The sequence below is a fragment of the Campylobacter sp. BCW_4319 genome (assembly GCF_001764435.1).
Lineage (GTDB): Bacteria > Campylobacterota > Campylobacteria > Campylobacterales > Campylobacteraceae > Campylobacter_D > Campylobacter_D jejuni.
Genome location: NZ_MKAQ01000014.1, coordinates 37,948 through 60,064, shown reverse-complemented (window position 1 = coordinate 60,064; position 22,117 = coordinate 37,948). Strand labels below are relative to the sequence as shown.

The 22,117-nt window shown below is 29.9% G+C and carries 22 protein-coding genes; 6 read left to right on the top strand and 16 right to left on the bottom strand.

The genetic code is table 11. The features are described from left to right. Position 1: 1 nt before the first annotated feature. The 3 genes from AJN56_RS05070 to AJN56_RS05060 are packed head-to-tail and all read right to left on the bottom strand — an operon-like array spanning position 2 to position 2,983. A complete protein-coding gene (locus AJN56_RS05070) occupies positions 2–1,165 on the bottom strand; it encodes a trans-sulfuration enzyme family protein (protein ID WP_002871981.1) in 1,164 nt (387 codons plus the stop codon). A 12-nt stretch (positions 1,166–1,177) separates the two neighbouring features. Then, positions 1,178–2,617, bottom strand: a complete 1,440-nt coding sequence (gene dcuC, locus AJN56_RS05065; RefSeq protein ID WP_002875246.1) for a C4-dicarboxylate transporter DcuC — start codon at positions 2,615–2,617, stop codon at positions 1,178–1,180. Between the two features lie 3 nt (positions 2,618–2,620). Further along, positions 2,621–2,983 (bottom strand): Rid family detoxifying hydrolase, encoded by a 363-nt coding sequence (locus AJN56_RS05060; RefSeq protein WP_002875247.1) that lies wholly within the window; start codon positions 2,981–2,983, stop codon positions 2,621–2,623. A gap of 167 nt (positions 2,984–3,150) precedes the next feature. Here AJN56_RS05060 and AJN56_RS05055 point away from each other — a divergent pair, with 167 nt between their 5' ends. After that, positions 3,151–3,807 (top strand): transcriptional regulator, encoded by a 657-nt coding sequence (locus AJN56_RS05055; protein WP_002859670.1) that lies wholly within the window; start codon positions 3,151–3,153, stop codon positions 3,805–3,807. On the opposite strand, the gene AJN56_RS05050 is transcribed toward AJN56_RS05055, so the two are convergent. Together AJN56_RS05050 and AJN56_RS05045 are read right to left on the bottom strand one after the other, a co-directional pair. After that, complete coding sequence (locus AJN56_RS05050; protein ID WP_002858381.1) at positions 3,808–4,278, bottom strand: Cj1386 family hemin-binding protein; 471 nt, start codon at positions 4,276–4,278, stop codon at positions 3,808–3,810. It lies immediately after the preceding gene. 56 nt (positions 4,279–4,334) lie between these two features. After that, on the bottom strand, positions 4,335–5,759 hold the full coding sequence (locus AJN56_RS05045; protein WP_052858256.1) for a catalase: 1,425 nt from the start codon (positions 5,757–5,759) through the stop codon (positions 4,335–4,337). 170 nt (positions 5,760–5,929) lie between these two features. Between AJN56_RS05045 and AJN56_RS05040 the strand changes: the two genes are divergently transcribed. The 3 genes from AJN56_RS05040 to fldA are packed head-to-tail and all read left to right on the top strand — an operon-like array spanning position 5,930 to position 7,433. Then, positions 5,930–6,244: a DUF2325 domain-containing protein gene (locus AJN56_RS05040; protein WP_002855637.1), complete on the top strand. Its 315-nt coding sequence runs from the start codon at positions 5,930–5,932 to the stop codon at positions 6,242–6,244. 2 nt (positions 6,245–6,246) lie between these two features. Continuing rightward, entirely contained in the window at positions 6,247–6,942 is a 696-nt protein-coding gene (locus AJN56_RS05035; protein WP_002855633.1) for a hypothetical protein, read from the top strand. Further along, on the top strand, positions 6,942–7,433 hold the full coding sequence (fldA, locus tag AJN56_RS05030) for a flavodoxin FldA (protein WP_002855629.1): 492 nt from the start codon (positions 6,942–6,944) through the stop codon (positions 7,431–7,433). The genes AJN56_RS05035 and fldA overlap by 1 nt, the downstream gene beginning before the upstream one ends. A 22-nt stretch (positions 7,434–7,455) precedes the next feature. On the opposite strand, the gene AJN56_RS05025 is transcribed toward fldA, so the two are convergent. The 4 genes from AJN56_RS05025 to selA are packed head-to-tail and all read right to left on the bottom strand — an operon-like array spanning position 7,456 to position 11,896. Then, the gene (locus AJN56_RS05025) at positions 7,456–8,007 is read right to left on the bottom strand and encodes a hypothetical protein (protein ID WP_002869378.1); all 552 of its coding nucleotides are present in this window, start codon (positions 8,005–8,007) and stop codon (positions 7,456–7,458) included. Between the two features lie 5 nt (positions 8,008–8,012). After that, on the bottom strand, positions 8,013–8,723 hold the full coding sequence (locus tag AJN56_RS05020) for a thioredoxin fold domain-containing protein (protein ID WP_002855861.1): 711 nt from the start codon (positions 8,721–8,723) through the stop codon (positions 8,013–8,015). A 48-nt stretch (positions 8,724–8,771) separates the two neighbouring features. Then, positions 8,772–10,577, bottom strand: coding sequence for a selenocysteine-specific translation elongation factor (selB, locus tag AJN56_RS05015; RefSeq protein ID WP_002869377.1), 1,806 nt, complete (start codon positions 10,575–10,577; stop codon positions 8,772–8,774). Continuing rightward, a complete protein-coding gene (gene selA / locus AJN56_RS05010) occupies positions 10,574–11,896 on the bottom strand; it encodes an L-seryl-tRNA(Sec) selenium transferase (protein WP_002858009.1) in 1,323 nt (440 codons plus the stop codon). Before selA ends, selB begins: the two co-directional genes overlap by 4 nt. A gap of 77 nt (positions 11,897–11,973) precedes the next feature. On the opposite strand from selA, the gene AJN56_RS05005 reads away from it, so the two are divergent. Then, positions 11,974–13,635, top strand: coding sequence for a 4Fe-4S dicluster domain-containing protein (locus tag AJN56_RS05005; protein WP_002911026.1), 1,662 nt, complete (start codon positions 11,974–11,976; stop codon positions 13,633–13,635). Here AJN56_RS05005 and AJN56_RS05000 read toward each other — a convergent pair. Next, positions 13,628–14,437: an alpha/beta hydrolase gene (locus tag AJN56_RS05000; protein WP_002854148.1), complete on the bottom strand. Its 810-nt coding sequence runs from the start codon at positions 14,435–14,437 to the stop codon at positions 13,628–13,630. The two genes, AJN56_RS05005 and AJN56_RS05000, sit on opposite strands and share 8 nt — an antisense overlap. After that, positions 14,434–15,729, bottom strand: a complete 1,296-nt coding sequence (locus AJN56_RS04995) for an MFS transporter (protein ID WP_070246318.1) — start codon at positions 15,727–15,729, stop codon at positions 14,434–14,436. Before AJN56_RS04995 ends, AJN56_RS05000 begins: the two co-directional genes overlap by 4 nt. A 166-nt stretch (positions 15,730–15,895) precedes the next feature. On the opposite strand from AJN56_RS04995, the gene rdgB reads away from it, so the two are divergent. Continuing rightward, positions 15,896–16,498, top strand: a complete 603-nt coding sequence (gene rdgB / locus AJN56_RS04990) for an RdgB/HAM1 family non-canonical purine NTP pyrophosphatase (RefSeq protein ID WP_002853680.1) — start codon at positions 15,896–15,898, stop codon at positions 16,496–16,498. A gap of 30 nt (positions 16,499–16,528) precedes the next feature. Here the strand turns inward: rdgB and AJN56_RS04985 are convergent, their stop codons facing one another. The 5 genes from AJN56_RS04985 to AJN56_RS04965 are packed head-to-tail and all read right to left on the bottom strand — an operon-like array spanning position 16,529 to position 22,098. Further along, positions 16,529–19,000, bottom strand: a complete 2,472-nt coding sequence (locus tag AJN56_RS04985) for an efflux RND transporter permease subunit (RefSeq protein ID WP_009882916.1) — start codon at positions 18,998–19,000, stop codon at positions 16,529–16,531. Continuing rightward, on the bottom strand, positions 19,000–19,569 hold the full coding sequence (locus AJN56_RS04980; RefSeq protein WP_002869336.1) for an ABC transporter substrate-binding protein: 570 nt from the start codon (positions 19,567–19,569) through the stop codon (positions 19,000–19,002). The genes AJN56_RS04985 and AJN56_RS04980 overlap by 1 nt, the downstream gene beginning before the upstream one ends. 9 nt (positions 19,570–19,578) lie before the next feature. Next, on the bottom strand, positions 19,579–20,277 hold the full coding sequence (locus AJN56_RS04975; protein ID WP_002869335.1) for a VacJ family lipoprotein: 699 nt from the start codon (positions 20,275–20,277) through the stop codon (positions 19,579–19,581). Between the two features lie 44 nt (positions 20,278–20,321). Further along, on the bottom strand, positions 20,322–20,765 hold the full coding sequence (locus AJN56_RS04970; RefSeq protein ID WP_002869334.1) for a phosphoribosyltransferase: 444 nt from the start codon (positions 20,763–20,765) through the stop codon (positions 20,322–20,324). A 13-nt stretch (positions 20,766–20,778) separates the two neighbouring features. Beyond that, positions 20,779–22,098 carry an NCS2 family permease gene (locus tag AJN56_RS04965; protein ID WP_002869333.1) on the bottom strand — a complete coding sequence of 440 codons (1,320 nt, stop codon included), beginning with the start codon at positions 22,096–22,098 and terminating at the stop codon, positions 20,779–20,781. Positions 22,099–22,117 lie beyond the last annotated feature (19 nt).

Here is a 22,117-nt window from a genome sequence, read left to right as displayed (position 1 = left end):
CTTATTTTTTAATACTATCAAAAGCTTGTGTTAAATCAGCAATTAAATCTTTAGTATCTTCAAGACCTATATGAAATCTTACAAATGGTCCTCTTGCACTCCAATCTGTTGCAGTTCTAGGTGGAGTAGTTACGGTGGCTAAGCTTTCATATCCACCCCAGCTAGCACCAATTGAAAAGTATTCTAGTTTATCTACAAATTTAATAGCATCATCTTTGCTATAACCTTCTGCAAATTCTATGGTAATCATACCATTTGCACCTTTATGATCACGCATGAAAATTTCATGATTTGGGTGGGATTTGAGTTTTGGATAGAAAATTGTTTTAATTTCTTTTCTACTTTGTAAAAACTCTACAATTTCATCAGCACTTTTTTCATGGGCTTTCATTCTTACATCTAGTGTTCTCATACCACGAAGTACTAAGTAAGCATCATCAGGACTTGTTGTAAAGCCTAAAGCTTCTGGAAGTTTGTCAAAATTTTTCCATTCTTTTTCGTTGATTACTACTATACCCATGGTTACATCAGAGTGTCCGCTAAGATATTTTGTAGCGGCGATAACTGAAATATCCACTCCAAGTTCTAAAGGATTTAGAAAATATCCACTAGAATAAGTATTGTCAATAGCTACAGGGATATTATGTGCATGGGCAATTTTGCAAAGTTTTGGTAAATCTATGATTTCATAAAGTATAGAACCTGGACTTTCACATAAGATAAGCTTGGTATTAGGTTTGATTTTTTCTTCTACATCACTTGCATCAGCTTTTAAAAAATCAATTTCAACTCCCATTTTGTCTAAAAATAATTCGCAAATCGTTCTTACAGGCCCATAAATTGCATCGGTGATTAAAAAATGTGCATCTTTGCTTGCATAGTTTAAAAGCACCATAGCTAATGCTGCAAGTCCTGTTGGGAAAAGTTGTGCTCTATAACCACCCTCTAGAGTGCAAATAAGTTTTTCAAGTTCAAAATTGGTTGTTGTTCCTCTAGCTCCATAACTTAAAACACGATCTGTTTTTCTTAATTCTCTGTATTTTTGCCAAGTTGCGTGATCTTTAAAAAGTATGGTTGATGCACGCATAAGTGTAGGATTAACTGATCTTACTTCAGCGCCTTGATCGCCTCTGCCACAATGAATAAGTTTAGTTTTTGAGTTCATTTTTTCTCCTTTTTAAAGATAGATATAAGTCATAATAACATTTACAATAGCCGCTACAAGCATAGGAATAGCTGTTCTTTTAACCACGGCAAAAGGACTTACTTTTGTAATAGCTGAGATAGCTAAAATCGCTGGTGCAATAGGACTAACACATCTTCCAAAGCCTGTCATAATTTGAATTGGTGCTATTATGGTGATAGTTTCAACTCCAAAGTGTTTTGCTATATTTGGGATAAGTGGAGCAAAGCTAAAAAATGCCGCATTTCCTGAACCCATTAAGAAAGCACAAACCGCAAGCAAGATTGAAACGGCGATAATAATAGCCAAAACTCCAAATCCTGCATTTTTGCAAAATTCTATTAAAGTATCTACAAAACCTACAGATAAAAGACCACTTGCAAATACTTGACCACAAACGATGAGTGAAACTGTGATAACAAATAAATGTCCCATTCCTTTAAAGAAAATCATAATAGAATTAAGAGTTTCTACTATACTTTTATAGCGTATCATTTCAAAAATAATAGCCACAAAAGTTGAAATCACCATTGCTACTGGAACATTCATTTTAATTGCAGTGCTAGCAGCTGCTTTAACTTCTTCAGCACTACTTATTCCCATTAAAACCAAGATGCTATCAAGCACGGAACTAAATCCTAGGATTAAAACCAAAGGAATTATAGGTAAAATCGCATAAATTCTAGGAGGCTTTTTAAGTTCTTTTTCTTTACCTTCATTTTCATTTAGTTCTTTTTCAATTTCTTGTGCATTGAAGACAAAATTATCTTTTTTGTCAAAAAATTTATTGCAAAGATATATGGCAATACCTACAGCTATAATGATAGGCAAGGTTGTAGGGAGTTGATAATGAACAAAATAAATTGCAGGATCAACTTCAGCTACTTTTGATGCCATAATCACATTTCCACTTCCAGGTCCATGATCGATATATTGACAAATCGCAATCACACTTAAGGCAGAAAGTTTTGAAACACCAGAACGTACAAGTATAGGATACATAGTAACCATAAGTAAAAGTGCCAAGCCTGCGTGAGAAGGGATGAAAAGAACTAAAAATTGCACGATAAAATAAGCAACTATGAGTAAAACATAAGGAGATTTTACGGCTTTTAAAGGTTTTTCAAAAACTTTAAAAAGTGCATAAGAAGCCCCTACATGATCCATATAAGCAGAAAAACCTGCTATAGTCATAAGTGTAAGTCCAAGCCCTGCTAATGTACTTGACATGGTTTGATTGAAAACTTGAAAAATATCAAAAAAACCTAAATTTAAAGAACCTTTAGCGACAATGTGTGGAGAAAGTCCAAAAATAGCAGCTAAGGAAAGTAAAAGTAAACCACTTAAAAGTAATGCCATGTGAGCATTGATTTTTTTATAAAGCATAAAAACAAGTAAAAAAACACTAAATAAAGAAAAAACAATACCTAGCATGTTTTATCCTTTTTGAGCGATGATCTCTATCTCTACTTTAGCTTTTTTTGGCAGATCTTTTATTGCAAAAGCACTTCTTGCTGGATAAGGAGCTTTAAAAAATTCAGCATAAATTTCATTAAATGCTATAAAATCATTAATATCAGCTAAAAAGCAAGTGGTTTTAATCACTTTATCATAACTGATACCATTTTCTTCTAAGATAGCACCGATATTTTTTAAAGATTGTTTGGTTTGTTCTTTGATATCAGAGCTTTCTATTTCTCCTGAAGCAGGGTTGATAGGAAGTTGTCCTGATATAAATAAAAGTCCATTTGCTTCCCTATAAGCTGAGTATGGACCAATGGCCTTTGGATAGTTTGACATGAATTCTCCTTTGTTAAATATAGATTAAACAGAATGCATTTTATCACTACAATAATAATTTGTCAATAGTTTATTATCATAATAATAAAATTTTATTTTTAAGAAATGTTTTAAAGTATAAAGAGTAGAATTTAATATTATATTAATTTTTTATTGAAGGTAGTTTTATGGATGAGGGACAAAAACAACAATTTATAAAGTTGACATATTTTTTAGGAGAAGTTTTAGGTGAGCAATATGAGATAGTTTTTCATGTAATTACTGAAGATGGGGCTTATATTGCGGCAATTGCTAACAATCACATTAGTGGGAGAAGTTTAGATTCCCCCTTGACTGCTTTTGCAAGTGAGCTTATGCAAAATAAAAAATATTTAGAAAAAGATTTTTTATGTGATTATAAGGCTCTTGTTGGAAAATCAAAATTAATTAGAGGATCTACTTTTTTTATTAAAAATCATGACAAATTAGTAGGTATTTTGTGTATCAATCATGATACTAGCATTATGAGAGATTTAATATGCAAGATGATTGATTTAGAAAAAATTGGAGATATGGGTGATATTTTAGGAAATATTAGTTTTTCTCAAAATGATTCAAGTATAGAAACATTAAGTCACTCGATAGAGGATATTTTAGTTCAAAGCGTAGATTCTAGTTATTTAAATTCTGATTATCAATTAAGCATTACTCAAAAAGAAGAAATTGCTGAAAAGCTATATGAAAAAGGTATTTTTAATATAAAAGGGGCGGTTCCTATCGTAGCAAAATTTTTAAAAATTTCAGAACCTAGTGTCTATAGGTATCTGAAGAAATTTAAAAAATAACTAAAATTTTTTGATAAATTTTAGTATTTTTAGGCTTATTTTCTTTAAAAAATTATTTTTAGATTTTTTGAGTAAAAATTCTGCCACATCTTTGCGTCCAAACATAATAGCAAAAGTATAAGGTGTCATTCCTAAACCATTGTTTTCATCAATATTTGCTCCATATTTAACTAAAAGTTCACACATAGGTAAGTATCCTTTAAAACAAACTCCCGCTAATGGGGTTTGTCCACGATCGTTTTTTTCATCTACTTTTGCACCTTTTTCTAAAAGCATTTTAGCGCTTTCATAAGAATTATTATAAGCTGCAAGCATAAGCAAGCTATCGCCTTTATGAGTTTTTAAATTTACATTTAAACCTGCTTCTATCATGATTTTAAGATTTTCACATTCATTATTTCTTGCAAAATTAAAAGCCATTTTGCAAAGCTCTTCAAATCTTTTTTCTTCTTCTAAACTAAGAGTTGTCATTGTTTTTCCTTAATTATTATAATCTTTAGTTTGCCACCAAAAGTGGCAAGTAAAAATTATTTTTCTAAAGCTTTTTTAATTCCTTTTGCATAATCAGGTGAAATTTTTTCAAAATGTTCTAAAGCTCTAGTGATAATTTTTTCATCAACTCCCTCCATAGAAGCGGCGATATTATGAAAAAGTTGAGTTTTTTGATCATCATTCATAAGATTAAATAAAGCTCTTGGTTGAGTATAAAAGTCATTATCTAGTGGAGCATATCTTTGTGCTACGCCTTCTAAGACTAAATCAGGTTCAAGATAGCTTTTGTCTTCTTTTGGGCTATTATCATAGCTGTTTGGTTCATAATAAGCAGCATCATTTTTATAACTATCAAAATTCATAGCACCAGCGACATTGTAAGTATTCACTTCGCTTTTTGCACGATTTACTGGTAAAAGATGATAATTAGTTCCTATTCTATATCTTTGTGCATCAGGATATGAAAAAATTCTAGCTTGCAACATTTTATCAGGGCTAAAGCCAATTCCAGGAACGATATTGCTTGGACTAAAGGCAGCTTGTTCAACTTCATTAAAATAATTTTGAGGATTTTTGTTTAGAATCATTTCGCCTATATCCATCAAAGGTACAAAACTATGAGGCCAAATTTTTGTTAAATCAAAAGGATTAAATCCAAGTTTTTCTATATCTTTTTCAGCAAGAATTTGAACTTGAACTTTCCATTTTGGAAAATCTTTATTTTCTATAGCATTATAGAGATCTCTTTGATGACTTTCTCTATCTTTTGCTATAAGCTCGGCAGCTTCTTGGTTGGTAAGATTTTTAATCCCTTGTTGGGTTTTAAAATGGAATTTCACCCAAAATCTTTCATTTTTATCATTAATAAAACTATAAGTATGGCTTCCAAATCCATGCATATGACGATAACTTGCAGGAATTCCTCTATCGCTCATAAGAATGGTTACTTGATGTAAACTTTCAGGACATAAACTCCAAAAATCCCAAGCAGCATTATTACTTCTTAGATGAGTTCTTGGATCTCTTTTTTGAGTATGGATGAAATCAGGGAATTTATAAGCATCGCGGATGAAGAATGTCGGAGTGTTATTTCCTACCAAGTCCCAGTTTCCTTCTTTAGTGTAAAATTTAATAGCAAAACCTCTCACATCGCGTTCAGCATCTGCTGCACCTGCTTCACCTGCTACTGTTGAAAAGCGTAAAAATAATGGAGTAACTTCGCCTTTTTGAAAAATTTTAGCTTTGGTATAAGCACTTAAGTCTGCTGTAATTTTTATTTCGCCATAAGCTCCACTTCCCTTAGCATGAACGGTTCTTTCTGGAATTCTTTCTCTATTTTGATGAGCAAGTTTTTCAAGCAAAAGATAATCTTGCATAAGTAAAGGTCCTTTTGCGCCTGCGCTTAATGAATTTTGGTTATCAGCTATAATGTTTCCAAAATCGTTAGTCAATTTTTTCATTGTTTTCTCCTAAATAATAAATTTTATTAATTAGTAAATTATATCTATTAAAAATTAAAATTAACTGAATAATTGCATTTTATTGATAATAAATTTCAAAATAAATTTAGTTTTTTTATATTATAATAATAATTATCAAAATATATTTTAAAAATCACAAAGGAGAATTTATGTCAGTTTTGGTTATTGGTGCAGATGAAATCACTCCTATTAGAGCTGTTTTACATGATTTAGGTGCTAAAAAAATAGAACACTGGGATGCACGTAATGAAAATAGAGTTAATCGCAAGCCGATTCCTTGTGATACAGAATGTATAGTAATGTTAACAAGCTTTTTAAATCATAATACTATGAAAAAAATCAAAAATGAAGCTAAAAAGCGTAAAATTCCATTAGTTTGTGCAAAAAGAAGTGTAAGTTGTGTGTATTGTGAATATTGTAAAATTTTTAATCTTAATAAAGAATTTTCTTGCTATAAAGGTTAAAGATGTTATTTGGATTTGATGATAAGCAAGAATTTATACCGCAAATTTATCGCTATTTAAACAATCAAGAGCTTATGTTGACTTTTTTAACTCAATATAATGCGAGCGTTGATAGTGCTCTAAAAATTCCTCTTTTATATGCAAAAAATACCAAGAGTTTAAAAATGATATTTGGAAATTTTTTGCATAATATAATGCATGTTTCATTTGGTAAGATTCAAAATATAAATATCAAGCTTAATACATACGCTTTTTACTTTCAAAAAAGAAAAAGCTTGATTTTTAATACTAAAATATCTAAGAATGTCGATCTTTTAAGACTTTTAAGAATTTATCTTTATGGCATTTGTTTTGATGCGCAAATTTTATTTAGCTCCTATGTTTATGATAAGGTTTCTTTTCAAAATAATGGAAAAAATATAGATCAAGATGGTGATCTTATTATAATAGATAAGAAATTTGCAATTTTGCCACTTTGCAAAGAGATTAATACACATAATTTAGAAATTGAAAATGAAATTTATGAATTATTGAATTTAATAAAAGAAAATAATTTTGAAAAATTTTATATTGTTTGTCCGCGTAACAAAAATTTCACACATTTTATTGAAATAAAACATTTTTTGTGTGATTTAAACAAAACTATGTTAAAATTAGTTCCGTATAAAATATCAAATCAAATTATAAGGAGAAAATAATGTCAGTAGCAGTAATCTATGGTAGTGCTATGGGAAATACAGAAGGAGCGGCTAATACAATTGCTTCAAAACTTGGAATTAGTGATGTTTTTAATATCTCAGATATTGATGCAGCTAAAATGAATTCTTACGATAAATTAATTTGTGGAACTTCAACTTGGGGAAGTGGTGATTTACAAGATGATTGGGATGGTTTTGATTTTTCAGGGCTTAGTCTTGGTGGAAAAACTGTAGCTGTATTTGGTATGGGTGATAGTGAAAGTTATTCTGACACTTTTTGTGGCGGCATGGGTAAATTAGCTCAAAATTTAAAAGATGCAGGTGCAAATTTGGTAGGAGAAGTTTCAACTGATGGTTATACATTTGAAGCAAGCGATGCGGTTGTAGATGGTAAATTTGTTGGACTTGCTCTTGACAATGATAATCAAGAAGATCAAACTGAATCAAGAATTGATGCTTGGGTAGAACAAATCAAACCTTATTTTGCTTAATAATTCTTAAAATCAAGAGTTTTTATACTCTTGATTGTCTTTTCTTAAAAATAAAAAAACTCACTATTTGATTTATAATTTTATTTTCTAAAGATAATTGACAGCGTTCTTTATTTCCAAGATAAGCTGTTCTTGCAAGAAGACTTGTTTTTTGAGAATTGTGATTTTTAGAGTTGATTTGTAAATTAACTTGCATAGTATAGTAGTTTTCTACCATCCATTCTCCATCACTTTCCAAAGGATCAAAATCATAAAAAAATCTTGCTGAAGTTGTGATTTTTTGAGCATAAGAATGCTTTTTCATATCTACAAGATTGATTAAAATTTCATAATCTGCATTCTCTTTTACTTCTTTTAAGCCTAAATTTTTAAGTTTTAAAGCCAAATCTCTATCCAAAGTAGTTCGAAGTTGACTAGGATTTTGAAAGGAAATTTTAAAACTTTGTTGTTTTTGCGATCTGATAAAAATGCCTTCATTGCTTGTTTGAATAAAGCTTTGTATGAAAGTTGCATTGGTGCAAGCACTCATAAAGAGTGCTATAAAAAAGCTTAAAATTAAAGCAAATTTAGACATTAGGTTTATTTAATAATAGTTGGAGTAGCGCTAAGACCTAATGAGCGATATTTTTCATATAAGGAAAAAACTTCTTTTAATTCTGCATCACTTACTTTTGGATAATTTTTGATATTTGCATCATAGTATTTGTTTAAAATTGCGATTTTTTCTTTATCATTTTTTGCTTTTTTTGCTTCTTTGTAGATTAGAGCGGATTTTTCAAAAGCAGATTTTCCATGTACTGGAGTTAAAATATAATTAACTTGATAGTTTTTAAGTTCATCATCAATTTGAGCTAAATGTTCTCTACAATAAGGGCATTCAGGATCCGAAAAAACATAAATTGCAGGTTTATTTTTATCTCCCAAAGCTATTACCATGGTTTCTTTTTGTGCTACAGCTTTAGCATTTTTTGTAAAATTTTCTCTTGCTTCTTGAAATTTTTTCATTTCATATTCTTGAGCATAAGAAATTCCCGTTTTCAAGTCGATAAGATCAGGGGTAATAAGACTATCTTTTGTAAAAAGAATGTTTTCTTGTTTTTGTCCATTTAATTCAACGCTTACAATAACACTTTCAAAACCCGTATTACCAACCTTTTGACGATTTGATACACTAACGGTAGCATTTGGAAATTGTGCTTTAATGCTTTTTGAATAAAAATCACTAATTTCTGAATTACTTGCAGCAAACAAAGATGCTGAACAGGCAAGAATTAAACTTAATTTTTTCATAGTTTATAAATCCTTTAAATAAATTATGTTTAATTCTATAATGATTTTCTAAATATTTGTTAAAAATCTTTTTTCAGCTTCTTTGCTTACTTGAGGAAATTTGTCTAAGTATTCTAAATAAGCAATAGCATATTTTCTTGAAAGATTGAAATATTCTTTCATACTTTGCACATCAAGACTTTGATTTTTTAATAAATTTAAACATTCTTGCATAAGTTTTTCAAGAGCTTGTTTTTCTATAAAAAGATTGTGTGAAAGTCTTACAACCAAGCCTTTTTGGGTAAGTTTTTTGAGTATATTATCTCCGCTTTTTCTATCAAGTTCTAAAAAATCATAAAGATTATAAGGAGCTTCGGGTTTAATACCTTGTTTTTTTAAAATTTCATACATTTGGTTATTATTTTTTTCTTGAAGTTTTTCAAAATCTATGCCTTTTTTAAAATAAATTCCATTTTGAAAATCCAATAAATTTGACATTTCTTTAAGTCCGAGTTCGCAAAAATTTTCACTTGCCCAAGTAATCCTTAAAGCTAAAGAATGTGCTGAAAGCATGGCATAAGGATTTTTTTCAAGTATGAATTTGATGAAATTTTTAATTTCTTCTAGACTTTGTAAATGATATACATTAAGATTTTTTTCATCGACAAATACTTGATTTAATTCTTTCGCTAATTTCAATGCTTTTTGATGAGAGAGTTTAAATCTCTGATAGCTTGAAAGCAAACCAAAGCCGTATTTATGTGCGTCTTTTAAGAAAGAAAAAGCTGCTTTAAAATCTTTATTTTTCAAAAACATTAAAAATTTATTTTTTTGTTCTTTTTTTAAAGGTTCGCTTAAAGGATTTAAAACCTTACCACCGCCTATAACACGATTATTTTGTAATAAAATAAAAGCCTCATCAAAACTTAAAAATACATTTTTATCAAAACTAAAATGCACAAAAAATTCATCATTTTCTAGTTTTTTTAATATATTTATTTTGCATTCTATTTGTCTTGAACCTACACAAAAAATCATTTTGCTATTTTGTAAATTTTTTGCTTTAACTAAAGCATCGCATTCTTTAAAGGCTTTAAAACAACCTTTTTTACTTAGCAAATAACCTTTTTTCAACTCTTTATAATCACAATTTAAACTTAAAGCCACACGGTTACAAGCTTTGATTTGCTCTAAATTAGTATCGTGGTTTTGTATATTTTTAACAATGAGTTCTTTTTGAGTGTCTAAACAGATGATTTTTTCATTTAAAGTGATGCTTCCTTCATTAAGACTGCCTGTAACGACAGTTCCTATGCCTTTTAGAGAAAAAACTCTATCGATATAATAATGAAAAATCAGTTCTTCATCGTTTTCTTTGTTTTCTATGGTATAAAGATAATTTTTTAATTCTTCTATGCCTTGATTATTTTTTATACTGGTGTGAAATACTTTTAAAATGGGATAATCTAAATTTTTTAACTCTTCTAAAATTTCTACACTTTTTTGCTCTATATTTTCACAAAGATCACATTTGCTAAGCACTAAAATGATATTTTTAATATCAAGAATTTTTAAAATTTCTAAATGTTCTAAACTTTGTTCTTTTAAACCTTCGTTAATATCTACGACAAATAAACAAACACTAAAGCCAAAAGCTCCACTTACCATAGTTTTAACCAAATCTTTATGTCCTGGAACATCGATAAAAGAAATGTTTTTATCTTTTAATTTAAGATTTGAAAAACTTAAATTAATGGTGATTTGTCTTTCTTGTTCTTCTTTTAAACTATCGCCTTCAAAACCATTTAAAGCTTTAATGAGTGAAGTTTTTCCATGATCAATATGTCCTGCGGTTCCTATAATAACAGATTTCATAAGTTTTCCATTTGATTGATTGTAAGAATAAGTTTTTGAAGTTCATTTTCTCGTATAGTTCTAAAATCAAGAACAAATTCATCATTTTCAATGCGTCCTATGATATTTTCTTTTCTAAATCGAGTTTGTAGTTTTAAAGCATCTCCTTGAAAAGTTAGTATATAAGTATCTAAACTTTTATCAGGCATAGAACCTCCTCCTACTAAACTTTTGCTTTTTTTAAGCTGGGTTTGAAATTTTAATTCTTTTTGCACTCTTAAAGCTTTTTTCTCTATAAAGGATAAGTCATCATTTAAAAGTTTTAAGGTAATAATTTTTTCATAATCTTTTTGTAAATAAGCTTTTAAGCTTTCGTTTAAAAAAGATAGGGTTAATTTATCCACTCTTAGCATTCTTAAAAGTTGATTTTGTTTAAGTTTTTCTATGAGTTCTTTTTTTCCAAGTATAATGCCCGCTTGTACGCTGCCAAAAAGTTTATCTCCGCTAAAACTTAAAATATCACATTCTTGCACGAGTTTTCTGATTTTAGGTTCATTCTTAATCAGCTTTTCATTTAAATTTTCACACCAGCCAGAACCTAGATCATAATAACTCAAAAGCTCTTTTTCTTTTGCTAGTTCATGTAGATCTTTTATATTTACTTCACTGTGAAAACCCATAAGAGCGAAATTAGACTTGTGGGTTTTTAAAATTAGAGCGGTATTTTCATTGATAGCTTGTTCATAGTCTTTTAAGTGTGTTTTATTACTAGTTCCAACTTCGCAAAGCTTTACACCTGCAGCTTTTATCACTTCAGGCACACGAAAACTTCCGCCAATTTCTACAAGTTCTCCTCTTGAGCTTATGACTTCTTTATCATAACAAAGAGAATTAAGCACTAAAAAAACTGCCGCAGCGTTGTTATTGACCACTAAAGCATCTTCACATTCAAAAAGCATTTTAAGTTTTTCTAGTACCAAAGCATAGCGAGAGCCTCTTTTTCCATTTTCTAAATCAAACTCTACATTAGAATAATTACAAATGATATCTTTACACGCTTCATAAAGTTCTTCATGGATTACACTTCTACCAAGGTTTGTGTGTATAACCACTCCGCTTGCATTAATCACACTTTGTAAATCTTTGCGGTAAAAAGTTTTGATTTCTTTTTTGATTTCTAAAAGTAGTTTATCTTTAGAAATTTCATCTTGGAAAAAATTTTCTTTTAGTTTTGCGACAACTTTTTTACAAAAAAATGCTTTGATATAAAAAGGATAGGATTTTAAACTCTCATCTTCAATAAGAGTGTTAATTTGTGGAAAAGTTCTAAATTTGTTCATCTTAAGCCTTAAGAAAATATTTGGTTATTTTAACATAGAATTTATAAAATGATGTTTTAAAGAGATTAAGGAAGACAATGCAAGATTTTGTTTATATAAAAAATGATGTTTTAATCCCTTTGCCTGATGCTATTGAAATTTTAGATCAGGCAAATGATAAAGAAGCATTAATTTGCAATGATAAAAATCAAAAAGCACAAATTTATGCCCCTGAGATTAATTTTTATCTTAAAAATTCTCAAGATGAAATTTTAGAGCAAAGTAAAAATGTTTTAACGCTTTATGAAGCAAGAGCTAGCGTTTATGATTTGGGGCTTGATTTAGAACAAAGCAAAGAAGTGCAAAATCGTTTGATTGTCGCAGATGGTGACGCTCAAACTGTAGAGTTTTTAAAAGAACATGAATTTAAGGTTATTGCTTTAAGCAGTGCAGAAATTTTAGCTGTTTTTGGAAGTGTAGGGGAGCTTTGTGCTGTGGTTAAAAATCAAGGCGAAGAAGTGGAAATAGATTTTGATTTTTTACTTTTTAAAGCTGAGGATTTAAGCGTTGTGCGTAAAGATTTTACAAGACAAAGTGGATGTTATAATCTTTTAAATTTTGAAAATCTTGAAGTATTGCTTGAGTTTTTGCAAAGCAAAAGTCCAAAATATCATTATAAAACTTATATTAGCTATAATGCTAGTGTGTGTCAATACCACGAAAGACGCAGTGAGCATTGTGCAAAATGTGCTGAAATTTGTCCTACTGTGGCGATTTTAAAAGATGATGAAAACAAACATTTGGAATTTTCTCAAGTGGATTGTTTGGGTTGTGGAGGATGTATTAGCGTGTGTCCTAGCGGATCGCTTGATTATGCTCCTATGCCAAGAGAAAGTTTCTTTACCCTTTGTGAGTTTTATAAAGATAAAAAAATTTTAATCATTCCTAAAAAAATGTCTTTAGAAAATTTAAATCTTGCTTTACCAAAAGATGTTTTACCCTTTATGATAGAGGGTGAAAAATGGCTTTCTTCTATGCATTTTTTAACGCTTTTGCAAAATAGTGGAGCAAATTTGGTTTTTTATACGGATTTTGTATCTCGTGGTAGCAACGAGGCTATTGTACTTTTAAATACTTTTTTTGAGAGAAAATTTCAAAAAAAAGCTATTTTTGTTGCTAAAGATGAAAAAGAATTGCAAAATGTTTTAAAAGAGCAAGAATTCATACAAGATTTAAAATATGATTTTCATAATAACACCTTAACTACAAGAGAAAATTTTGCCAAAAGAATGCAGGAAATGATAAAAAATGAAGATTTTGGCAGTATGGAAAGTGGCGAATGGTTGCGTTATGGTAAGGTAGAAATCAATCCTAACACCTGTACGCTTTGTCTTTCTTGTGTGGGTGCCTGTAATGTAGGAGCTTTAATCGCTGATAAACAAGAAAATGCTTTGAAATTTAATGCTTCTCTTTGTACGACTTGTGGGTATTGTGAGTTAAGTTGTGCTGAAAAAGATACTTTAAAATTATTTCGTAGTGGAATGGAGTTTAGAGCTTCTTATTTTGAATATCAAACCATGGCAAAAGATGAGCTTTTTGCCTGTATAGAATGTGGTAAAGAATTTGCTACCAAAAAAGCTGTAGAAAAAATAGCCAATTTAATGAAACCTAAATTTGGTAATGATGAGAATAAAATCAAAACACTTTATTGCTGTGCAGATTGCAAGGCAAAAGTGATGATAAAAGCAATGATTAATTAAGATCAAGAAGCTTTTTCATCCACAGCATAGCTTTAGATATGACACTTCCATGAGTTTCATTTTTAAAAAGTTTAAAATGAGTTTTACAATTAGTTTCTTTGGATATTTTTTCGCTAAGTTTTTGAGCATTGAGCTTAGCTACACCTTTGATAATACTTGAATTTGTTTCCAATGAACCTAATCCGATGTAAATTTTAGGGCAAGTTTGTAATTTTATGATATTAGGTAAAAACTCACTATTATCCCACCATAAAGAAGGTGAAATAATAAAATAATGACTAAAAATCTTACTATCATAAAGAAGTGTATCAATGGCAAAAAGTCCTCCAAAAGAATGTCCAAAGAGAATTTGATGGCTAAAATCAATAGGATACATTTTGTTGATATAAGGGATGAGTTGGGTTGTTAAGAAATTTCTAAATTCTTTACTACCTCCACCTTGTTTATTTAAATTTGTTGTAGGCGTATAATCTTTAGTGCGTTTTTGTGTATCAAAAGCTAAATTATTATCATAACCTATTCCAATAATTAAAAGATTTTCTTTGACAGGAGTGTTGAAAAGATTTAAAAAAAGAGGAAAAAAGGCATTTCCATCGAGTAAATAAATGATTTTATATTTATAATTTGAGTTTTCATTCTTGTTTTTAGCTATAAAAATTTTATATATTGTGCCATTATAATTAAATTTGACATTTTCTAAAATAAAGTTTTGTTTTGCTTGTTTTGAGAGCTTGGGTATCTCTAGACTTGGTTTTGCAAAAGCTAGAAAAAAAGAACAGAATAAAAATAATATTTTTTTCATAATTTGCCTTCTAATTCTTCTTTACTTGTAAGTTTGCTATCAAATTTAACAACAAGATTTTTAGAGTTTTTATAAATATCTACAACCCCTAAATTTTCACCAAAAGTACTGAAATTTAAAGGCGTTTCTAAAGGTAGATAAAGGTTTTTAAAATCAGCTGGATTTTTTAAGAAAAATAATGCCACAAGCCAAATTAGAGCTAAAATTACTAAAATAATAGCTAAAAGATTTAAGGCATCTAGATGCAAAAATATCCCCCCGATAATACCACCTGTAAAACTTCCGCCATATCCAAAAGCATTAAACAATCCTAATGCTGCGCCTTTTTCATGAACTTTACAAAATTTTGATGCACAACTTTGCATAATAGGTTCGTGTAAATTAAAACCTATAAAAAAAATCACAACTGCTGTAATAAAAAAATCCATAGAATTACTAAAAGCAAAGAAAAGATAAGAAAGTATGAAAAAAACAATTCCTAAGAGTAAAATTTGTTTAGCTAAACCTCTTTTTTCGCCTAAACTTCCAGCAAAGCCCATAGCGATAAAACCTGCTACCATAGAAGCGCTATAAACAATCCAAAGTTTATCAGAAGCAAAGCCTAAATGTTTTACTAGGATGATAGGAATACTTAAAAATGCTATACTCATAAGCATTTTTTGCATGAAATTAGTAAGATTCATAAGGGCTAAATTTTTTTGTTTAATAAGATGAAAAAAAGGAGTTTTTTCATTTTCATGAGTGATTTTATTTTCTTTAGGTACAACGGTATAAAGTAAAATTATACATAAAAGAGACAAAGCCGCACTAAGATCAAAAAGGCTAGATAAACCCCATTTTGCACTCATTAAAGGAGAAATTACCATAGAAGCTGCAAAACTAAGTCCTATAAAAGAACCCATTACCGCCATGGCTTTACCACGATTTTCTTCTGTGATAAAATCACTTATCATTGCCGTAGCTACTGCTCCAATAGCTCCTGCACCTTGGAGCATTCTCCCTAAAAGCATGGTGTAAATATTTTCTGCAAAAGAGCAGATTAAAGAGCCTATTATAAAAATAATCAGTCCAATGAGCATGGTTTTTTTACGACCAATTTTATCACTTAAAATCCCAAAAGGCATTTGTAAAATCATTTGGGTTAAGGCGTAAACACCAACTAAAAGTCCCACTAAAAATTCATTAGCACCTTCAAGTTTTAAAGCATAAAGGCTTAAAACTGGCAAAACTATAAAAAGCCCAAAAAATCTTGTTCCAACTATGAAAGATAAGGGTAAGACATTATTTAGCATTATCAATTTCCTATTAAATTTGAAATTTAAATTAGGATAATTTTACTATGAAATGGATTAAGCATTGATTAACATCGTTTTACCATTTTGTATTTAAAAGCTACGCACAAGGATAAATTTTATAAAATCATATTTTTGTTTTTGATATTATTTTGGAGCTTTTGTTATGAAGATTATCCTAGCTACGAGCAATAAACATAAAGTTTTAGAACTTAAAGAAATTTTAAAAGATTTTGAAATTTATGCTTTTGATGAAGTTTTAATGCCTTTTGAGATTGAAGAAAATGGAAAAACTTTTAAAGAAAACGCCTTGATTAAAGCAAGAGCGGTTTTTAATGCTTTGGATGAAAAGCAAAAAAAAGATTTTATCGCTTTAAGTGATGATAGTGGCATTTGTGTAGATGTTTTAGAAGGAAATCCAGGAATTTATTCTGCTCGATTTAGCGGTAAGGGCGATGATAAAAGTAACCGTGATAAACTTGTCAATGAAATGATAAAAAAAGGTTTTAAACAAAGTAAGGCATATTATGTTGCTGCTATTGCTATGGTAGGTTTGATGGGGGAATTTAGTACGCATGGAACCATGCATGGAAAAGTAATAGATACAGAAAAAGGTGAAAATGGTTTTGGTTATGATAGCCTTTTTATTCCAAAGGGTTTTGATAAAACCTTAGCCCAGCTTAGCGTGGATGAGAAGAATAATATCTCTCATCGTTTTAAAGCTTTAGAGCTTGCAAAAATCATTTTAAAGATTTTAAATAAAGGATAAAAATGAAAAATTTTTTAAAATATATAGCTATTATTGTTTTAATATATGCTCTTTATGTTGGTTTGGAAACTTGGTTTTCTTAGAATAAATAGTGATTAAAAAGCTTGGTAATAAGAACAAACTTCCACTTAAAAGCAAAATCATTACAAAAACGGTTAAAATTCCAAAATAAATTGTTGGAATGAAATTACTACTCATCATAACACTAAAACCTAAAACTATGCTAATGGTAGTATAATAAAGTGCCGAACCTATACTAAGGTGAGAAATCATAATGGCTTCTTCTAGGCTTTTGTTTTTAATTTCTTCCCTAAAACGATAAATATAATGTATAGCATCATCAACGCCTATACCTATAGCAATAGCAGCTATAGTAATACTCATCATATCCAAAGGAATACCTAAAAGCCCCATAAGAGCAAAAACCACACTTAAAGGAATAACATTTACCAATATAGCCGCAACTGAAAATTTTAAATCTCTAAAAACAATGATAAAAAGTATAAAAATAGCTAAAATTACAAATATAAGAGTATCAAATTGCGATGAAAAAAGACTTTGGAGCATATTATTATAAAGTACCATTATACCTGTGATTTGAACTTCTACTCCATCATTTTTTACAAGCTCGTTGAGCTGTTTTTTAAGATCTATTAAAAATTCATTACGTCTTAAATTCGGATCAGAATCAACAATACGCATACTAAATCTTAACTCGTTATTCTCTATACTTACAAAAGGTGAAAGCAAGTCTTGTTTAAATTTAGCAGGTAAATTCTCATTTAAAAACGCAAGAGCAAAATCATCTAACTCTTTTCCATCGTTGATATTTTTCCCTAGGGTTAAAAGACTATTAAGACTTAAAATCGAGCCTACAAATTCTTTGTTTTCTAAAAATTCATGAACTTTTTTTGCAATACGTGTTTTTTTAGAGTCAAACCAATAAGTTTCTTGTGTGGCTAAATTTTCAAATTCACTTTCAAAACTATCAAGAGTATCGCTTGTATTTTGATCGTTTTTATTATTTGGAAAACGAATGATCACTTCTAAAGGCAAGGTTCCACCTAGATTTTTATCAATAACCAAAAGTCCTTTTTTGATTTCACTACCATCTTTGAAATAATTGACAAAAGAATTTTCAACCCTGAGTTTTGAAATACCTATTAAAGCTAAGATTATAGCAAGAACTGAAATTCCATAAATCATGCGACGTTTTTTAGGATCAAGAGCGGTTTTAGCGCAAAAGGCTAAAAGATTAAATTTAAACTCTTTTTTATGATAATTTTTTGGTTTTAAAAGAACCAAGATACTTGCTAAAAATAAATAACTAAAGATAAGAGCTAAACCTATACCCATACTCATCATAATACCAAGTTTTATGATAGGTTCGATATTTGAAAAGATTAAAGAAAAAAATCCTATCATCGTTGTAACAATGGCATAAAGGCTAGGATTTGCTTTGGCTAGTAAGGTTTCAAGCACTATGCGCTCAACTTTAGCTTTGGGATGATTTTGAGTGCTTTCGATAAAATGCGTGATTAAATGAACAACTACACTTAAGGTGATAATTAAAACCAAAGCAACGTAATTTGATGAAATAACCGTGATTTGAAAATTTAAAAGTGCAAAAACTCCACTAGCTGCACTTAAGCTTATAAAACAAATAAAAAGAGGTAAAAAAACAAAGCGCCATGAACGGAAAAAATAATAAAGTGCAAGTCCTAGTAAAAATACAAGAGAAACACCATAAAGTACAAGATCAGATTTTATATAAGCTATCATATCATCAGCGATCATGCTTACGCCACCAAGGTAGAGCGTATCTTTATTTTTTTCATAATTTCGAACTATGCTTTTAATAGTATCTAGACTTTGTTTCGTGATAACTTTTTGCTTGTCTTGATGTTTTTTTATAGCAAGACGAATTTGATCTTTTTCTTTTTCATCGGTAGCAAGATCGCGTTTTTCTACAAGATCATTATAAACTGTATCAGGCTTTAAGTAAATAATAAGCCCTGTTACTTTTCCATCTTTTGAGATGATATTATTTTTATAAAAGGGACTATTTAAAATTTCGTTTCGGGCTTTTGTGCGGTTTATATCTTGGCTTTCTATGTTTGGGATATTTTTTAACAGTTCTTTTAAATCCGTATTTTGTGAACTTTGAAGCAAAGGGGCATTGATGATGCTAAAAACGCGCTCTACTAAAGGGGCCTTTTCTAATTCTTCATGAAGTTTTTTTAATTTGGCTAAATTTTCATTTGAAAAAGGTTTTTCATCATAGGGTTTGAAGGCTAAAAGTAAAAAATTATCACTTTTATAATGTTTTGAAATTTCTCTAAAAGTTTTTAAATCTGTATCATCTTCTAAAAGTAAACTTTCAGCACTTGCATCTACGCTAAGCTTAAAAGCAAAAAAGCTTAAAAACAGGCATATAAACAAGGTTCCAAAAAAAGTACTTTTTGGACGAGAAATAAAAAACTTTAAAAGCTTTGCAAACATTATTCTATGACAATACTCTCAAGTTTTTGAAGTAGGGCATCAAAGCCTTGGTTGGCTAAAATATCTCTAAATTGTGATCTATAAGTTTGTACTATACTCACACCTAAAACATCTACATCATAAATAAGCCAGTTATTATTATCATTGTAAAATTTAAAAATGATATTTTTTTCTTCCCCATCTACTACCATAGAAGTAGTTAAAAAATAGCGTTTTTCATTTTTTAACTCACCATTTTTGACCTTTAAAACTTGATCTTTATAAAGACTGAGTTTATCGGTAAAACTTTTTTTAAGACTTGCTTCAAAGGCTGTGGTAAATTTTTCTTGTTCTTTTGGATTTAATTTAGAATAATTTTTCGAAAGACTGAGTTTTGCCATGAGTTTATAATCTATTATGCTATCAAAAAGTTTAAAAATTCCATCAGCAGCTTGTTTTTTGTCTTCTTTGCTATCTTGTAAAAGTTTTAAGCTTGCATCAATGTTTTTTTGCATAGTACTAGAAATTTCATCTAGCTGCAAGGCAAAAGCATTAAAAAATAAAGCCAAGATTAAAAATATTTTTTTCATTATTTTCCTTTATTTGCTAAGTTCATTGCGTCTTTGCTCGTAAGCATCACGCAAGAATGGATATAAATTAGGCGTGTTGTGATAAATTTCATCAATTTCATCAAGTCTAAAACTAAGTTCATTACCAAATCCATAAGCACTTATAGCTATACTTGCCCAAGTAGGATCAATGTAAGCGGTAAAACTTGCATACCAAGTTGCAGGTAAAGCAAGAGTATCTCTAAGATTACTAGGGCCGAGTATAGGTAAGACAATATGAAAACCGCTTCCTACACCCCAGTGAGCTAAAACGGTTCCTAAGTCCGCGGGATGTTTTTTAAGACTCATTTTTGATGCCACATCCATAAGTCCACCAAAGCCCATAATGGTATTGGCGGTAAATCTTTTAAATTCTTCTCCCGCTTCTTCAAATTTAAACTGCAAAACATTGCCTACAAAACGCAAAGGAGCAAGTAAATTATCAAAGAAATTTCTTACCCCTAATCTTATAAATTCAGGAGTGATAGCGTTATAGCCCTTAAGAACGGGACGCAAACCATAATCATACAAAGCCACATTAAAGCTTGTCATAGCTTTGTTATATCCTGAAAGTGGATCGTTTACTTGATAGTTTTGGTATTCTTGTTCAAAATCATCTGAATTTTGTTCTTTAGCAAAAGCAAAAATAGCAAAAAAAATTAAAATAAAAGATATAAATTTTATTTTCAAGCAAAAACTCCTAAAAATTTTAAAAGTAAAATTATAGCAAATTTTTAATCAAGATTTATATCCCAGTAAAAATCTACCCATTCAGTAGCTTCTTTTACTTTAAAATCAGGTTCTAAAAGAGCAGTTTTTTTATAAAAAATGGTCGCAATTTTAAGTTCGATATGAGGAAATTTTTCAAGCACAACTTTTTTTATTTCTGCTAAACTTTCTCCACTATCTACTATATCATCAATGAGTAGAATTTTTTTGTACTTGCTTAAATCAGGAATGTTAAAAATTTCAATAGTATCAAGTTTTTTTGTATCATCGTAATGAATTGAGTTTAAAGCAAAAAGCTGACGCGTTTTTAAAGCCACTGCTAAAGAGTGTCCTAAACTCATCCCTCCTCTTGCTATAGCTAAAAGTGCATCGGGGTTAAAATCTTTTTTAATTTCTTTAGCAAGAATTTTTACATCTTCTTTAAATTCTTCATAGGAGTAAAATATCATTATATATCCTTATTTATTGTAGTGCCATAAGTAAAAAATTACCCAAAGATAATAAACTTAAAACTATAATACCAAGGTTGATTTTATCCCATTCGCGTTTAAAAATTCTTACAAGTAAATAAGAAAGAAAACCAAAAGCAAAACCTGTGGTGATGGAGTAAGTAAAAGGCATCATGATAATAGTAAAAAAGCTTGCTACGGCTATAGCACTATCTTTAAAATCTATATTTTTAACTTCCATAAACATTAAAATTCCAACCATTACAAGTACGGGGTATATTGCGTTTGCAGGAATGGCTTTAAAAAGTGGCAGTAAAAAAAGTGTAAAAGCAAAACAAATAGCTACAACTAAAGCTGTAAGCCCCGTTCTTCCTCCACTTTCAACCCCTGTAGTGCTTTCAACAAAGGCTGTAACTGTAGAAGTGCCTGTCATAGCTCCTAAGGCTGATCCTGTTGCATCTGCCATTAAGGTTTTGCTTAGTTTTTTTTCTCCATTTTTGGGATCATCAAAAATCTTTCCTCTTTCACCCACACCTGTGATAGTTCCTATGCTATCAAAAAGTTGAGTGATAAAAAAAGTAAGAATTATAGGTATCATAGTAATATTTAAGGCGCTTTTGATATCAAGTTGTAAAAAGATGGCTCTTAAACCATTTTCCATGCTAAAATTTGGCCAAGAAAAGATTTGCACAGGAAAACTTGCATTGTCTAAATGGAAAATCCAAGCAATAATAGAGCTTACTAATACCCCCAAAATAAAAGCTCCGCGAAGTTTTATAGCCCAAAAAAAGATGATTAAAGCTAGAGTGAAAATTCCAAAAAGCACATGAGGGCTTTTGAAATTTCCTATGCTGACTAAAGTATCTTTATTATGCATTATCACACCCATTTGACTTAAGCCTAAAAATGCTATAAAGCATCCTATACCAGCACAAATAGCAAGGCGTAAATCTTTAGGGATATTGCGTATGATCCAAAGACGAAAATTTGTAAAAGAAAGAATTAAAAAAATCAAGCCTGATAAAAACACCGCCCCCAAAGCACTCTGCCAAGGAATTTGCTGTGCTATACAGACTGAAAAAGTGAAATAAGCGTTCATTCCCATACCCACACTCATCGCCACAGGGGTGTTTGCAAAAAGTCCGTTAAGTGCGCTTGCAATGATAGTGATTAAAGCAGTAGCTGTAATCAAAGCCTCCAAAGGCATACCTGTGTTACTCACAATGTGAGAATTAACAGGGACAATATAAATCATCGTCAAAAAGGTCGTAATGCCTGCTAAAACTTCTGTTTTTATATTTGTCCCATTTTCCTTAAGCTTAAAAATACTCATTGATAATCCTTACATAAAC